Origin of the sequence: Alistipes sp. cv1 (assembly GCF_900240235.1) — a bacterium.
Classification (GTDB): Bacteria; Bacteroidota; Bacteroidia; order Bacteroidales; family Rikenellaceae; genus Alistipes_A; species Alistipes_A hominis.
Map to the genome: position 1 here is coordinate 281,511 of NZ_OEPW01000004.1, position 16,298 is coordinate 297,808.

The window sequence follows — 16,298 nt, forward strand, 5'->3', positions numbered from 1 at the left end:
TGCTCTACGGTCAGGAACTCGACAACGTAGCGGCATCCGTTTCCCTTGATCTGTGCTCAGCCCATCGAGCAATCGGCGCTGTTCGGACGTAATGTTTGTCATAGGGGTTTCCAGATGGTCGCGCTTTTGAATTGACACAACAGTCCGATACGGTTAATACCAATTAATTACATTGACCGTATTTCATTATCGGTGGTACGGACAATATGCTTGATTACCCTGCGAACGGTGCTCCATTTCGGGAAGATGGCAAATGGATGCACCGTGCCATAGCTTATAAGAATGATCAGCAATGACACCAATGCTGCAAGCAGCAACCAGCCATATATTTCTTTCATGGAGATTACGAGAGCCTGTGTCTGTACCATGCCGTAAAGTCGAGTTAGTGGAATATGCAGGGCATCGGTATTGGCATTGATTATATTGGAACTCAGCAAAGCTGCATTTTTAGCCATCGTATGTTGTAGGAATTCGCCTATCAGCGCCGGACCAAGCGTAGCGCCCATTACCGCTCCGGTGAAGCCGTTGATCGTCAGAGCTTGCGGAAATACCTGAAACGGCAGGCCGCTCTGTACTATCGAAGTCAGAAACACGATGGAGATTATCACTGAAGCCGCTCCCCTGAAAAAGAGCGGAATAAAAAGCATTTCTTTCTCAATACCGTAGTCTATGACAAAATAGAAATATGCCAGATAAGCGGCCGCAAGGGCGAAACCTATGGCCGTCATGGTCTTATACCTCCATTTACGCCGGGCGAATGTAAGGTATGTGAACGCGCATCCGGCAACGATCCCGGCAAGGACATACCAATTGAGGTCTATGAGATTGGTATCGTCGAAACCGAGAATGTTGGCTGCATAGTTATGCTCAAACACATGCTCGGTAGCAATCAGCGTGAAGAAAACGAGGTAAATGCCCGTAGCCCGTATCACGTTGCGGTTTTTCATCGCCCGAAATGAGATATAGGGGTGATGTAAAAAAGAGGCTCTCCACAGGTTTATGCCGATACAGACGATGCCGATCAATGTTGCTTCGCATACCTCGGCAGCGTCCCACCAGTCATAGAAGTTGCCGTAAACGCAGACGAATGCGAAGCAAAGCATGAATATCGCCCACAAAACCGCACCGATCCAGTCGATGCCGAGCAAAGGAATGAACATCGGTCCGCGCACAGGCTTTACAAGGATCATCACCATGAGCATCATCAAGGCGAGCATCCCCGTCATAATCCAGTGCATGTATTCCCATTGGGAGAAAAACGCAGTGTATATCGTGGCTATGCCGCTGAGTTGTATGACACTGTCGACTATGATATAGACATAGCAGAAAAATATCGCCATGTCGCGCACGGGAGTCAACCATAGTTGTATGGTAGAGTTACATGCGAATGTCGCCTGCATCCTGAACCATCCCGCCACGAAGCAAGTTCCGACGAGCAGAGGTACGCTTGCGGTATAGGCGCATATCACGTTTGCTGCGATCAGTACCATGCCAGAGACGAGCAATTGGTTTCGGGTGGAGAAACGGAACTTGATGCGAAACATCATGGCGAAGTTGATAGCCATGCCGATGAGCGAGGCGTAACCGGCCATGAGAATATCTTCCTGCATCACTGCTTTTGTGCCCACCATATCGGAAGCGGCTGCGAGATACACGCCTCCCGAGAATTGGATTATCAGGACAAAAAAGATGAACAGATACGGCTTGAGTCGCCGCGGGATGAAGTCGGGAACGTCCGGTATGTCGAACGGTCCCTGTTGAACATGCCAGTCTGCCATATCAGTATTTCACGCGACATTCCACATTCATGCCCGCGCGGAGCCGGGCCATATCCTCCGGTTTATTATCGGGCGCGAATTCGATTCTTACGGGTATGCGCTGACGCACTTTTACGAAATTGCCGGCAGAATTGTCCTGGGGAATAAGGGAAAGAGATGCCCCCGTTGCCGTTGAGATGGCACTCACTTCGCCGTTGAAAACCACTCCGGGAATGGCATCGACCGTTACTTCGACTTTGCTGCCGGGGGTAATGTGCCGAAGCTGGGTTTCCTTGTAATTTGCCGTAACCCAGATATCGCCGGAATCGACGACATCGAGAAGGGTCTGCCCCGGTTGTACGAGCTGACCGACCTGTATCTCCTTATGCGAAGTGTAGCCGTCGCACGGGGCGATAATGACGGTGTAGCTGAGGTTGAGCTCAGCAGTTTCAAGAAGAGCTTTGGCAAGTTTGATCCCCGCTTCTGACTGAGACATGCGCTGACGATTGACATCGACTACCGACGACGTTGCCGAACATTGTCGGACAAGCATTTCATAACGAGCTCTTTTTGCCTCATAATCCGTCTTGGCTCCATCATACTGTTGATGGGTAACGGCGTCTTGAGCCAGTAGTTTTTCGTATCGTGTCAGATCAGTCGCCGCATTCTCCATCAGCACTTTTGCTTCGGCGATAGATGCCTCGCTGACCGCTACGTTTGCCGAGGCCGAAGCAACCGATCGATCGGCGACACTGCGTCCGGCAAGGGCATTCTGGTAATCGGCGTTTGCACGGGCTACATTGAGCCGCATGTCGGCATCGTCGATTATGACAAGTGTGTCGCCTTTCTTAACCTTTGCGTACTCCCTGAAACGAATTTCTTTGATATAGCCTTGCACTCGGCTGTTTACAGGCACTATCTGCTGACGTACCTGTGCATTATCGGTAAATTCAATATTGCCGAGATGGATGAACTTGTTGCCGACCCATAATGCTGCGACAGCGATTACCGCCGTGGTAATAATGTAAGAAAGTATCTTTTTGTTATGGTGTTTCATATTTTTCCTGTAGCAAATAAAAGTTTGTAATAATAGTAGATGATGTCGATACGGGCATTTACGAGCTGCCGTTCCGCATCGAGTTTTGCGTTGGCCGCATCGAGCATGTCGGTGATCAATGCCATATCCGCCGAATATCGCGTGGAAGTCGTGCGGTAATTGCGTTGGGCAAGCTCTACGCTTTTCTCTTGGGTCTTCAGCGTCTCGTAAGCTTCGAGATAGCGTATATGGTCGGCCCTCACGGTGAGCGATACGTTCTCGTGTGCGGCGTTCAGTTCTTCTATGGCCCGTTGCGTCGCAATGCGTTTCTTTGTCAAAGACCTGTTGCTTTTATACAGTGAAGAGATATTGTAGCTGATTCCGATTCCGACATACCAATAGCTTAAATTGCGGTTGATTGGCGGAACTTCCACAAGAATGGGTCCGTCGAGAGTCCAGCCTGCCTGAAGTCCTATTTTGGGCAATCGCTCGGAACGGACGATAGCCTCCGCCTTACGATTTATGTCGACAGCGGAACGTGCAAGGCTTAATGATGGAGAATTCTCCATCGCCTCCTGTTGCCATCTGTGCTCTTCCCCCATCGGCAAGGAGCGGGCGAGAATGGTAGAATCCGGAACGATGACGGTTCCGTCGGACAATCCCGCCGTTGTCACGAGATTGGTATTGAGAATATTGAGCGTATTGTTTATCCTGACAAGTTGCAACTCAAGGTTTGACATCAAGAGTTCATAACGTGTGATGTCATTTTGAAGAGCCGTTCCCTGCTCATAACGTGCCCGCATTTCTTCCAATACCTTTCGTGCTGCGAATATGTTGCTTTCTATAACCCGACGCAGATTGGTATATTTATAGATGTCGAGATAAAATCCTGTCAATTGGAAACGAATATTGTTGCGCTGAAAATCGGTCGCATATCGTGCCGCCGTTGATTTCAGTTCGGCAAGCTCTATGGCATACGTTTGGGCTCCACCGGTATAGACTGGCTGAGTGACATTCAGCGACAATCCGTTTCCGAAATGCGGTATGGGAGCTTTCTGATAATCGCTGAAACTGCGCTCGGTTGTGAAGCCGTTTCCTATATAGCTCAGCGACAGCGATGCGTTGATGTCGGGCAGACGGCCTGCGCGTGCGACGCTTATTTCACGTTCGGCTTCGGTCTGCGCAGTAAATGAAGGTCGAAGTTGTGCACTGTTGGTTTCGGCAGCCTCGAAAATCTCCTCCAAGGTAATTATCGACTGACCGTAAGAGCACACCCCGCCGCTCAACAAGGCTACAGGAAGCAGCCCTGCGAGCAATCGAAGATTGTTCATAAAGGATTGATTATTTTATGTGATGGGAATTGATCGTTTTGTCAGTCCGAATATATGACTGAACTCAGCTCGTGATTTACGAGCCACAAACCGAAGCTGTGCTTTTCCAGTTCTCCAGATAGCCCCAATTTCTTACAGGGATACAGATTGTTACAATGCTCTTACTCTTTATGATCATATAGGCGCCACTCTTTGTGAGTCGCATGGCAAATTTACGAAAAACGTTGGAAATGCCGAATAAAACAGGCGGAAAAATTGCTAAAGGTGAAAGTAAAAAACATCATGGCCCGCGGAGTAGGTCTGCTGTGCCGGTTACGCAGCAAATTGAAAGTCGGACGATGTATTTCCTGTGGTTTATTCGGATACTATGTATAATGCGACAGAAGTTGCAAGTTGGTGGTTGGTAAATTCATTTTTGACATCAAACGGATTGCCATCTACAATGCCTTTCCCCGATTTATTGTATTGGTACAAGGCATTCTTATTTAAAGACATTGCAGAATATAGTATTGAAAAGGAGTGGCGGTTTATATGTAAATGCGAAGCAAAATCAAACGATCCATTTTTAGAAATATCTTGCGGCAACAGGTTAAAAGCCATTTATTACGGGCCATATATCGAGGCAGACATAAAAGACCATTTACGCACATGGGCTTATAGCCACAAAATTGAAGAATACGATGTTTCACTTGACAATAAAAGTGACAAGTTTGATTTACTCGTACATCCATTGAAATAACATACACATGTATGTTCTTAACGAATAAGATATCCCATACGGCGGTCTGCGGGCGGGTGTTTCTCTATCCCGAAGCGGGAATGCGTGAAGTGCTGAAACAGAACTACCGATCAAACAAGGATCGGTAAACAAAAGAAACGGCGGACTGAAAAGTCCGCCGTTTCCTATTTCGTTCTAATCTCTTTGAAAAAATCCTCAAAAGAAATCTGATAGAATTTACACAACTCGGATAAAGAACTCATCGTAATATTAGAATTTCCCGATTCTATGCGTCCTATATGAATCTTGGTTTGTCGGTAAACTTCTACTTGCGTCAATTTTTTCGCACTTCGCAACTCTTTCAGCTTTTTCGCGATCATCCCGAGTAATATGTCATTGCGTCTTTGCTTTCTCATATAACAAAGAACCTGAATAATGACATATCCTGCTTTCGTGTATTTGTCATTGAAATTTATTTTATATATATTTGCTTTTGATAACGGTGTAGGTCTGCGATAACAGACTTCATAATATACAATTAGGAACGGAAATAAACACTCCTGCCCCTTAATTGTTTTTCTTTATTCGTATTCTATTCCGTCTGCGGTTCTTTCCGCCCGACATCGAAACTCACGGTCAGTTCGGTCTGCTGTCCGAAATTATCCCGGACGATGAACCGTACCTCGGCGTTTTTGTCCGACAGGCTGCGATATCACAGGGTAAACACCTGCCGCATCGGATCGCTCCGGTCGATCCCGGCATATCGTCCAGCGCATGGAACTCGCGGTTTACCAGCAGCGTATGGAAGCGGGCGACGGACGATCCGCTCTCTTAGCGTCAGCAACTATATAGTACCTGTTGTTTTCGATGACACGATTTGCATTTGTAGCGTTGCCTGCCGTTGCTCTGCGTTCCGTCTTTTACACATACTCCTCCGCAATATTTACATTCTATTTTTACTATTCCCTAGTTTGAAACATGAAGGTCAAAAATCCACTCGGAGAATTCATTTTCGAAGGATTTAAGGGTGCAAAAATAATAAAAGCGACTGAAATAGTTGCTTTTAATTTGTTGAAACGATGAAGATAATTCTTGGTAATCAATGTTTTAATCATTTGATTTTATCAATCCCCTAATTTGAAACATTACCCGCCCATAAAACAGTCGGGATTGTGTTGACCGACACTGCGAAGTTAACCGGAATTTGTGTAACGACAAATCAGCTTCGCGTTTTTGATATAATCTAATTCCCATATTTGATAAAATGATCCGGAATTAACAGCAAATGCCCTTCAAATGCAAATTTAGGCGAGGTTTAAGCCAGCTACGCAGTTTCGTCTACCCGTAATCCTCCCATTACCAAGATTCAGTCTATAAAATCTTCATTATATCGTCATCGAAAGTATCTTCGTTTACGGCCCGGCCCCGGGCCTTGCTCCTGTAGTTATACACCGATTGGAGCGTAATGCGGAAAAAGGAGGCGATCTGTTTGTTATCGGCAACGCCCAGTCTTACCAGCGCCAATATACGTAACTCGGTATTCAATTTATTGGCCGAATTCTGATCGTACGTATATAACTGATTCGGCTTGAGCAGTTTATTGACCTCGTCGGCAAAATGGGGAAAAAGGTCGGTGATCGATTTGTCAAAATCGGCCAATAGGCTATTATAATCCTCGTTCATATCGAACATAGAGGATATATCCTGCTTTATTTTTTCGCAAGACGTACTGCCGTTTAGCATTTTCAATAGCTGTTTTTTGTATTTTTCTGCCTTTTCTATCTGTACTAAATTTCGGTTGATGAATAATTTAAGATATGCCTCCATCCTCAATGCGGAATCCTGCAGGCGGGCATTCGTTACCGACAATTTTTTACGGTTGTTTTTGTTTTCTTTGTTGCTGCGCAGCAACAAAAACAGAAAGAACCCCAGCGTCACTAAAAAGATGGAAACGACAACAGCGACTATTTCTAACGTTTTTTTGCGCGCTTCAGCTCTCTCCAGATTGATCTGCAATGTGTAATAATAGGTGGATTTGATAAGATCCGCTCTATAACTGTCTCCGAAAATAACCGCATCTTCGACGGCAACATTTATGTATTCATCGGCCATGTATGCGTAAGGATTGTCAGAATTGATCAGCAATCTGCCTACATATAAAAGTGACAGCAAATTTGTCATAGCCAACTCATTGGAAATTATCGCGCTTCTTATGAATGCTTCGAGAGACACACGCTTATAGCTATCCCCCAGTTCGAGATAAACCAACCCCAGATAATACAGATATTCGGCACTCATATAAGGCTTGACGTCATCCCTTTTCTGCAGGGTTTTAATGGTATTGATGGCTTGTTGGTAATTTTTTTCCAAATAAAATTTGTAAGCCTGGACACTTAAATATTCCGATTCGTCGCCTCTTTCCAAGGCTAGGTATGAATCCGCATTCCGAAGCGCCAGCTCTATGTATTTATCCCTGTAGTGAGAGTCATTCTGAAGCTTGGTGTAACTGTGGCATACGTGCATATACACTTTATAATACGTTTTCCGTAATTCAACGGGCAGCTTATCGGGATCAATTGATTCCAGGATGGAGAGGGACTCGTGTGTAAGCCCTGAAAAGCGCAGGTAGTTTGCCCGGCGCAGGAGAGATTCCGTAATGAGGTTCCGGTCGCCCAATTGCCTGGCTATCTCCAGACATTGGTCGGCATAATATAATGTGGGGGCGTTTTCATAATTGCTGTATTGAGAGACCAATTCTTTGGAAAGCTCATATTTCTGTTCCAGCGAAGCAGCATTGAGCAACCGGTTTTTGAGCTCGATCAATGTATCGTTCTTTTGCTCTATGTAAAACGAACGGTTAGCGATCGACGCATCCAACCTGATGAAAAGCGAGTCTGGCGCCAATGATTCTCCGGACGCCACGCGGCACCCCAAGAGACATAATATCAAAATTATAGTCTGTTTCATAATTTCCGTCACAAAAACAACAATCCCTTAAACATGTTGACAACTGCCGTTCATTCGTGAAAGTTACACGCGGCTATATGAATTTGAATTGTATGCCAAAAGTATGCATTTTCCGTGCAACTAATCCCCATACCCTTTCTCAATCTGCATTTACCTTCAATCAATCGAATTAGAGACCTACTATACTACATAACATATACATAACATTATATAATTGTAAATCATATGTATGTCGCTGATAATTAATCGTTTTTCTGATTCATGGCACTTAACCAAAATACTAATATTACAGCTAATTACCACAAAATCAGGCATAACAAAGTCTAATTTTACAGCGTTTTTCACTAAATCAAAGATGACAAAATTTAAAGAGTTTATCCGCAACCAGTTATGGCATTCTCTGTACTCCTGAAACTGATTGAACACGAATATATTTCTTTGTAATTATCAGCACCACATTAATAAAAAAATGAACAGATTGAACAGACATATATTATGGCGCACGCTCATGTTGTCCTGGATATCACTGTTTTTGGGGGCGACAAACTACAGCTATGCCGCGTCTCCCGGGTATCGGCAGGATACATTGACTGCGGTATTTTATTTTGCCAACAACAGTTCGCTTCTGATGCGGGAGTACTGCACCAACCAGGCCGAATTGAATAAACTGGAAGAAATATTCCGGGATATAACGGTTAGATCCGCATTGGATTCCATTGTCATTCAAGGAAGCTCTTCCCTTATCGGATCGTTCCGGACCAATTCACGCTTATCGTACGAACGTGCCATGGCGGTAAGAAGTCATATACGATGGAAATTCCCCGATGTGGAGTTGAATGAACAGAAAATATTTATAAAACCGTCGGTTATCAATTGGAGCTACCTTTTCGAACAGGTCCGACTTGACAGGATGGTTCCATACAGGGATGATCTTCTGCGCATACTTTCGATGCCGCTTGATGAAGAATCGAAGTTCATTAAGATGAAGCGTCTGGGCGGCGGCGCAACAGAGAATTACCTGACACGCAACTTTGCCAGGCTTATGCGGTCGGGAACAAGCGTTGTTTTCTATTTAAAGGAAGAAAACCCTGAAAAGGCGCAGCAACGGGAAGAGATTGTCACGGTACCCGTCCCGTCAGACAGTCCCGCGATAGAAACGACTATTGATTTTCCCGGGCAGGTGGTGGGGCCGGAGGCTGGCAATGACTCGGTAAACGATCCGAGCGACACCTTGTCAATTCCATCGTTGCCGACAATGGCACGCAAACCGCTTTTTGCGATGAAAACCAACCTTCTGTACGATTTAGGATCTGCGGTCAATGCCGGTATCGAAATCCCCATGAGGGAGCGCTGGTCATTGGCTATGGAATGGGTGTTCCCGTGGTGGCTTTTTGAAAAAAAACAACACGCCCTGGAAGTGCTGAACGGGAACATGGAATTGCGTTACTGGTGGGGCGAGCGTACAGGACGCAATCAAATGACGGGATGGTTTACGGGCCTATATGCGGGCGGCGGTTATTATGATGTGGAATGGAAGACAAAAGGATATCAGGGCGAGTTTGTTTCAGCGGGTATTACCGGAGGTTTTGCCCACAGCATCAGCAAAAACTGGCGGATGGAGTATTCGCTCGGTTTAGGATATATGGGAAGCAAGTACAGGGAATACGCTGCCGAAAAATGCGGAGAGGACGATCAGTGGCACCTTATTCTCAAGAGCCGGGGGAACTTCCACTGGGTTGGTCCGACCCAATTGAAGGTATCCCTGGTATGGATGATTAACCGCGGTTACCGCAAGTAAGAATAAGAAAGCGAATAATGAAACGCATATACAATGAATATACAGTATTGATACTGGCCGTCGCGCTGCTTTTCAGCAGTTGCCGCCGCCCTATTGAAGAAGTGGTGGATCTGCGTGCCGTTATCCCCATGGGAACGCTGTGGGAGAAAGCCGGTATAGTCCCGCAAAACGTAACCGCATTGTTTTACAGTAAAAATGACGGCAAATTGGTTCTGGAACACCGTTTTGAAAACAGCGCCAACCGGATACAGACCTATGCCTATGTGCCCGAAGGGGGCTACACGGTTGTCGTTTTCAATGAGATCCGGGGACAGCTATATGGGGTCGGTATACGCGGATATGAGAATCTGTCGACACTCGAATCGTACGCCACGATCAATTCCAACCCCACCGTACCGTTAAGGTTGGGCGATGTTCCGTACGTTTACGAACCAGATATCCTGGCTTCGGTTACGGTACGTGATTTCGAAGTGAGTTGTGCAATGGTCAGGTATACCCAGAATCCAGAAGGGCAGACGCCTTCTCCGGGGATGCAGGAATCCATCGAAGCCCTGGTAGGATTGATACCCGAACGTAAGGTGCACGAATTGAATGTCACTGTCCATGTGGAGGGTTTGAATAATGCCCGTATGCCGGCATTGATCGATTTGAACGGGATGGCGGGGGCTTATAATTTCAGCGGGGACAGGAGTACACTGCAGGCCGTTAGCCAGCAGTTCACCATAAACAACAGAACCTATAACCCCGGCTCGACCACGGCGGGTACGATTTCAACCACTGTCCGCACGTTCGGGATCCCGGGCCAACAGCCCTCGTCGCTTACTCCCCAGCCCGACCGTCAGATCGCAATGGACTTTTTCTTCATCTTAAAGGACAGAGACCGGACCGTTGTGCACCTGCGGGCGAATGTTACCGGGCTGATCCGGTATCTGCCGGGGCAGCATGGGGCGACGACTCTCGAAGTGGAGGTGGACTTGCCCGAGCGGCTGCCCGATGTGGAGCCCGAGGAAGGAGGTTCCGGTTTTGACTCGGAGCTTATCGATTGGGATGTGATAGATGTACCCTTAACCTCGAAATAAGATATTGGTTATCAATAAATAATATTGTTTAAAGACGTGATAAAGTAAAAAAAAAGCGATTACCGACCGGACAGGGGAACACTCCTAATTTTCACCTTTGCAAGGCGAAAGTGAAAATAAAGAAAACAAAATTTTAAAAGATTAACGAACGACGCATAATTCGAATCAAAATGAAAAAAATCTTAATGGCTCTGGCAGCGGCGGCCATATTAGCAGGCTGTTCGAAAAACGAACAGGAAAACGTTGACGGATTCACTCCGAAGCAGATCAAATTTACCAACCTGAACGACAAATTGACCCGTGCCGCAAACGATGGGAATGATCCTTACCGGGTTTATGCGGCTTGGAGTGGTGGGACAGGCTGGTTTATCAACGATCAGGTAAGTGCAAGCGATGTCCCCAGCGGCGGCCCTTACTACTGGCCCGCTTCCGGTAGTGTGGATTTTTACGCATGGGCTCCGGCAGACGTTGCGGCGACCGGAACTTATCCGACTCTCTCAATCGCCTATGAAGTTCCAGCAAATGCCAACAAGGATTTTACCATTGCCGCTCCTCAACTGGGCCTGACTTCCGGCACTGTTGGTTTGGCTTTTTCCCATATGTTGGCCAAAATCACCGTTACAGCCCAATTGCATGATGACTTGTCAGATGCTGGCTACCAACTCAGCACAATAGGGCTTACTGCCAGCCTGGATGTTCAATCGACAGGAGGAACAATTGATCCGACGGCCACTACTCCTGCATGGGCCTCTCCTAATTCAACGTCTGCAACCTATGCAGGAGCAGCGTCTTACATGATTATACCGCAAAGTTCGGCTGGATGTAAAGTGAAGATTACAGCCGGCATAACGATAACGAAAAACGGAACCACAATCTACAGTGGCGATCTGCAGCAGTATACGATTGCGACTGGCAATATCCCCGCCGATGAGTTCGAAAAAGGCAAGCATTATTTGTTGAAGATGATTATTGACGCCGATTCGCACGGCGGCGGAACGGATCCGATTTTCAATATAATCGAATTCGAGTCTTCCATTGCTGAAGATTGGACTGCTGTGACGCCCGATCCCGAACTTCCTCAGCCATAAATAAAGGAGACGTTTTGGTAACACAGACCGGAAGAGGGTGATACCTCTTCCGGTCACTAAAGATTTAAAAATAGATACGGTTATGAATACTATCAGATTTATAATAATAAGCTTGACCGCAGCTGTTGCAGCTGTGTCCTGTACTAAAAACGAAATGGAAGGTTGCGGGTACGGTGACGGCAGGATCGGTTTCATTGGTAACCCGGGTGATGCCTTCACCCGCGGAATGCCGGTGGAATCGGTAGCGGACATCCCGAATATGGGAGTATTTGCATATTATACCGGCAACGGAACATCCAATAACTGGGCGGCGAACGGAGCGACAGCGACCCCTGATTTTATGAATAACGTGAAGGTTTCCCACAACAGCGGCTCCTGGACCTACGACAATCCGGCCTACTGGCCTCAGGCCGCGGATGCGAATATCAGCTTTTTCGCCTATTCGCCCCACGCTACCGCTACTAACGGGATAACTCCAAATGTTACTACCGGCATTCCGACCATCAGCTATACCGTTCCCACGAACTGCTCCGACCAGCCTGACCTAATGGTTGCGGCTCTTGTGGCAGACCGCAACAAAACCAATAACGGCTCTGCACCTGTCAATTTCCAGATGAGACACGCTCTGACATGCATCGGATTCAAGGCTTCCGGCAATGGACAGCAAATCACTAAGCTTGAAATACAGGGGGTTAAGACCAACGGCATCTTGACAACCAATGCAGACGGAACATTCTCATGGAATATCGCTTCCTCCTCCACAGGAAATTTCGAAGCCACGGTGGATACGGATGTATACTTGGATCCTTCGTCGCAGCTGGTCAATACCGGCGGCGGTTACTTGATGATGATTCCGCAGACTCTCCCGGCCGGCGCCAGGCTGATCGTGGGTGTCGATGACGGGCGTCCGGATGTTGAATTCGACCTGAGCGGAATTACATGGTCGTCCGGGCAGCGTATCAATTACAGTTTATCCGTATCCCCCGATGCCATCATTATGCTTACCCCGGAAAGAATCGTTCTTCCGCCTATGGGAGGGTTCTCGCAGTTCAACGTGATCGTGCAAAACGAGTCTCCCAAGACCTGGACCATATCGGGCACCAATTTCTATATCTGTGACAACTTCGCCGACCTGCAGGGCTGGGCGGCCGGAACGCTCACTGCCGCCAATGTGAAAAATCTGGATGGAACCATTCCGGTCATTGGCTCTTACAGCGGATCGGGAACGACGACGCTCTATGCATGGAAACCCACCTCTAACAACAGTACGACGAATGAAATAACCGGGACTATTGTTAACACGGACGATACGGACATAAAAATCAACCTTGTGCAACTGCCCGACTATGCGTCATCAGTGATACACGCCAGCTATATCCACGATCAATACGTCGGAGCATACTGGAAAAACAATCAGAAAGGGGAGCGTATCATACGCATACCTGTCAGTTCATCATTGCTTGCGGGAAGCTGGGATGCATCGGTGTTCTGGCTGGGCGACGGATGGAGCCCGGGTGATATTGTATTCAGTACGGAGGATTCCGACGATGCGGGCATAACTTATAACCGCAGTACTGAAACTCCGGTCGATATGCTTTTGCCGGCCAATGACGCCACTTTTAGCGTTTCCGGGCATTTGTCTTCGGCCTCAGGAAGCGTTGTCAGCGGAGCCGGCAACTATATTTCTTTCCGCATAGGCCTGACCTCCACCTATACGCCTACCACTTCTGTCCCAGTCCGCTATGCTTTGGTGTTGCTGCGTTACGGGTCTCCCCAAAAATATCATGTAATATTTATACGGCAAGGGGAAGAGGCCGACTACCTGATGTACCCTGGCGATGGCGGTCGCGGTTTATCGGCTGTGCGTTTTTCTGCCTACAATGCCACGGCATCAGATATGGCCAATTCCAGTATTTATACCGATATCCTGGGAAATCTGTCGAATGCCGCGTTCACGGATTATCCTTCACAGGCCGGCGCTCTCTTCCAATGGGCACCTCTCTCTTATCCGCGACGCACTTATAATGCCGACATTACGACGGTACCGACAGGGTGGTTGTCTCAAGCAAACCCAAACTTTTGGGAAAGTATAAAAAACACATATGAAACTTGCCCCCCGGGGTACCGCCGGCCGAATGACGGTTTGACTTCTGCAGTCGCGTTGAATAACTCGGCATCAAATATATCCAATTCGGAAATCAGGCAGTCTTTGTACGCCGACCCTCCCATTGGGGGGAATCAATCAAACGGCAATATGAGATGGGGCTTTTATGCGGACGGTTTTTTTGACCGGAGAGCTCACAATAACCCCTATGTAGGGCCAGGCGTAAATGGGTATGATGTCAGGGAAGGCAATACGGCCGTGGCATGGGGTACCAAAGACATAGCCTATATAGGTACGCTGTTCTTCAACCCATCAACGAACAGTCCCCGCCGAAATGCGTCCATTTTTGTGCCGGGCGCCGGATACAAATATTCTTTCGACGGAGAACTTATAGAAGCTGGACAGTGCGCGGCCCTATTAACGGCCTCGGCTCCCGACACAGAGAATATGTGGTATCTGATAGGTACGGCTAATGCTCAACAACTTGAGAGTTCGAAAGCTTCCGCTATGAGTTTACGGTGCGTCAAGGCGGAATAAGAAGGGGTAAAATGGAGAGGATATTCGATTGTACAGGATAACGTAAAATCTGCGCAAACCAATATCTTGTTGCTAAGATAACCGATCTCTGTTTTTATACCCTCCTGCGTCAATCTTTTAAAAAGCTACATATTGTATCGCCTTAAAAAATTTAACCGCATTATAATCCCGACAGGTCCACTTTATAGTAGGCAGGAGCCGTATTCTCTTTTTCGAGGAACATCGCCATATAGACGGGAGCATAGACGATCTTACCCGCGACCCTCAGGTTGTCGTTATTGAATACGACAGCCTGCTGCAGGTCGTATTCCTTGCAATCCATAATGTTGGACAGGGCGCGGTGCGTTTCGTAGTCCTTGCCCGACTTTACCTCGATGGGCAGAACCTTACCGCCCAGTGCGATGACGAAATCCAACTCGCCCCGTTTCTTGTTGTTGTAATAATATGTGGCGATGCCGTGCACCGCCAACTTCTGCGCTACGGCGTTCTCATAAACCGAGTCGAAATTGATGTCCTTGTCTCCGTTGATAATGCGTAGCTGGATGTCCTCGGCATACTGGCTGGCCAACAGTCCCACGTCATTTTGGAAGAGTTTGAACAGGTTGCGCGAACGGGCCAGTAAAAGCGGGACTTTCGGTTCCTCCACGTTATAAACCGGCAACGCCGTTCCTGCGTTGGTCAGCCACAGAAAACTGCTTTCGACCCGATCGAACTTCGCATGTTCGTTCAGCCTCTTCAGAATGAAGCGTTTGTTTTTGGCATTCAGCTCGGGCGGAATCAGGTTGAAAATCTCCTCGATATAGAGTTTGTTGCCCGGGTCGTACCGGGCAATGTCCCGTTTGTACAGGCGGATGATGTCTTGCTGTACGGCCATTACCTCCTGAAGATTATTGCTCTCGATGTACCTGCTCACAGCGGCCGGCATACCGCCCACGATGAGATAGAGCCGGAACAGTTCCATGATCTTGCCGTGAACGAACTCATTGACGGCCTCGCGGCGCTTCCACGCTTCGCGCAGCGACCCGATCACGGCATCGCTGATACCCACCGCATGAAATGAACTCCTCGAAATCGAGCGGGTACATATCCTTGACACCAATATATCCGACCGGCTCCGAACGCAGGTCTTTCAACTCCCCCCCCCAACAGCGAACCGCTGAGGATATAACGGTACGAGCCTTCGTCCACAAGGAATTTGATCGCCGTAACGATCTCGGGACACTCCTGTACCTCGTCGAAAAAACGAGCGTTTCCCCCTTGATAAGCGGTACGGAAGTCAGGGCGGACAAGCGCAGCAGCATATCGCCGCTGCTCTTCGCCCCTTTGAACAGCTCCACCGCTTCGGGCATCTCGATGAAATTGATCTCGACGAAACTTTTGAACGATTTGCCGAACTGACGGATCGAATAAGTCTTGCCGATCTGCCGTGCGCCGGTAACGAGCAGTGCGTTACGGGTCGTTTCATAATAATTCCGGATGTAGTCGTCTGAGCATAACTGGCTTTTATTAAGGCTGTCTGCCGACCTATTTGGTACTGAATGCCGTTTTTCCAATGATAATTTCCGCGTATTCGCCTCTTTTCAAAGATAAACGTGTTCGTTATCATCGCGGCTTGCGATTTCTTCGGGCAAATGCCAGGAGGTCAGCCGGAAGGGATAAGCCTGCTTCACGTCGATTTTATCGTTGCAGGCCCAAAGTGCCAGCGCGGTCAGCAAGACCGTACAGCCGGCCGCTATCGTCTTTACCATAACGGTTCCCATTTTTTTCGTTTCTAATGAATCATAATCCTCAGCCCCGCGCCCAGCAGCGTATGAAAGCGGGCGACGGACGATCCGCCCGTTACCCGCTCTCTTAGCGTCAGCAACAGCGCCACCCGGTCGCAC

General features: G+C 47.8%; 14 protein-coding genes and 1 pseudogene. 6 read left to right on the forward strand and 9 right to left on the reverse strand.

Going from position 1 to position 16,298, the window contains the following annotated elements; genetic code table 11:
- Nucleotides 1-167: 167 nt before the first annotated feature.
- Genes C1A08_RS08575 through C1A08_RS08585 form a run of 3 tightly spaced genes read right to left on the reverse strand, consistent with a single transcriptional unit; the run spans nt 168 to nt 4,124 of the window.
- Nucleotides 168-1,778 (reverse strand): hypothetical protein, encoded by a 1,611-nt coding sequence (locus C1A08_RS08575; protein ID WP_101572709.1) that lies wholly within the window; start codon nt 1,776-1,778, stop codon nt 168-170.
- 1 nt (nt 1,779) lies between these two features.
- Entirely contained in the window at nt 1,780-2,814 is a 1,035-nt protein-coding gene (locus C1A08_RS08580) for an HlyD family secretion protein (RefSeq protein WP_101572711.1), read from the reverse strand.
- Nucleotides 2,811-4,124 carry a TolC family protein gene (locus C1A08_RS08585; RefSeq protein ID WP_101572713.1) on the reverse strand — a complete coding sequence of 438 codons (1,314 nt, stop codon included), beginning with the start codon at nt 4,122-4,124 and terminating at the stop codon, nt 2,811-2,813. The genes C1A08_RS08580 and C1A08_RS08585 overlap by 4 nt, the downstream gene beginning before the upstream one ends.
- 367 nt (nt 4,125-4,491) lie before the next feature.
- Here C1A08_RS08585 and C1A08_RS08590 point away from each other — a divergent pair, with 367 nt between their 5' ends.
- The gene (locus C1A08_RS08590; protein ID WP_145996546.1) at nt 4,492-4,863 is read left to right on the forward strand and encodes a hypothetical protein; all 372 of its coding nucleotides are present in this window, start codon (nt 4,492-4,494) and stop codon (nt 4,861-4,863) included.
- A gap of 164 nt (nt 4,864-5,027) precedes the next feature.
- Here C1A08_RS08590 and C1A08_RS08595 read toward each other — a convergent pair whose 3' ends face one another.
- Nucleotides 5,028-5,258 (reverse strand): helix-turn-helix domain-containing protein, encoded by a 231-nt coding sequence (locus C1A08_RS08595; RefSeq protein WP_180951550.1) that lies wholly within the window; start codon nt 5,256-5,258, stop codon nt 5,028-5,030.
- A gap of 155 nt (nt 5,259-5,413) precedes the next feature.
- Between C1A08_RS08595 and C1A08_RS08600 the strand changes: the two genes are divergently transcribed.
- A complete protein-coding gene (locus C1A08_RS08600) occupies nt 5,414-5,677 on the forward strand; it encodes a hypothetical protein (RefSeq protein WP_101572717.1) in 264 nt (87 codons plus the stop codon).
- A gap of 2 nt (nt 5,678-5,679) precedes the next feature.
- Here C1A08_RS08600 and C1A08_RS13580 read toward each other — a convergent pair whose 3' ends face one another.
- Together C1A08_RS13580 and C1A08_RS08605 are read right to left on the reverse strand one after the other, a co-directional pair.
- The gene (locus tag C1A08_RS13580; RefSeq protein WP_420095094.1) at nt 5,680-5,805 is read right to left on the reverse strand and encodes a transposase-like zinc-binding domain-containing protein; all 126 of its coding nucleotides are present in this window, start codon (nt 5,803-5,805) and stop codon (nt 5,680-5,682) included.
- Between the two features lie 408 nt (nt 5,806-6,213).
- Nucleotides 6,214-7,665: a DUF6377 domain-containing protein gene (locus C1A08_RS08605; protein ID WP_180951551.1), complete on the reverse strand. Its 1,452-nt coding sequence runs from the start codon at nt 7,663-7,665 to the stop codon at nt 6,214-6,216.
- Nucleotides 7,666-8,278: 613 nt separating this feature from the next.
- On the opposite strand from C1A08_RS08605, the gene C1A08_RS08610 reads away from it, so the two are divergent.
- From C1A08_RS08610 to C1A08_RS08625, 4 genes are all read left to right on the forward strand, one after another.
- Nucleotides 8,279-9,607, forward strand: coding sequence for a DUF3575 domain-containing protein (locus tag C1A08_RS08610; RefSeq protein WP_145996547.1), 1,329 nt, complete (start codon nt 8,279-8,281; stop codon nt 9,605-9,607).
- Nucleotides 9,608-9,624: 17 nt separating this feature from the next.
- The gene (locus tag C1A08_RS08615; protein WP_101572722.1) at nt 9,625-10,686 is read left to right on the forward strand and encodes a DUF5119 domain-containing protein; all 1,062 of its coding nucleotides are present in this window, start codon (nt 9,625-9,627) and stop codon (nt 10,684-10,686) included.
- A 170-nt stretch (nt 10,687-10,856) separates the two neighbouring features.
- On the forward strand, nt 10,857-11,774 hold the full coding sequence (locus C1A08_RS08620) for a fimbrillin family protein (protein ID WP_101572724.1): 918 nt from the start codon (nt 10,857-10,859) through the stop codon (nt 11,772-11,774).
- An 82-nt stretch (nt 11,775-11,856) separates the two neighbouring features.
- Nucleotides 11,857-14,415: a fimbrillin family protein gene (locus C1A08_RS08625; protein WP_145996548.1), complete on the forward strand. Its 2,559-nt coding sequence runs from the start codon at nt 11,857-11,859 to the stop codon at nt 14,413-14,415.
- Between the two features lie 160 nt (nt 14,416-14,575).
- Here C1A08_RS08625 and C1A08_RS13400 read toward each other — a convergent pair.
- From C1A08_RS13400 to C1A08_RS08640, 3 genes and pseudogenes are all read right to left on the reverse strand, one after another.
- A pseudogene (locus C1A08_RS13400) lies at nt 14,576-15,764 on the reverse strand (ATP-binding protein).
- 231 nt (nt 15,765-15,995) lie between these two features.
- The gene (locus C1A08_RS08635) at nt 15,996-16,163 is read right to left on the reverse strand and encodes a TraQ conjugal transfer family protein (RefSeq protein ID WP_172970793.1); all 168 of its coding nucleotides are present in this window, start codon (nt 16,161-16,163) and stop codon (nt 15,996-15,998) included.
- A 23-nt stretch (nt 16,164-16,186) separates the two neighbouring features.
- The gene (locus C1A08_RS08640; protein WP_257937085.1) at nt 16,187-16,288 is read right to left on the reverse strand and encodes a conjugal transfer protein TraO; all 102 of its coding nucleotides are present in this window, start codon (nt 16,286-16,288) and stop codon (nt 16,187-16,189) included.
- Nucleotides 16,289-16,298: the final 10 nt, after the last annotated feature.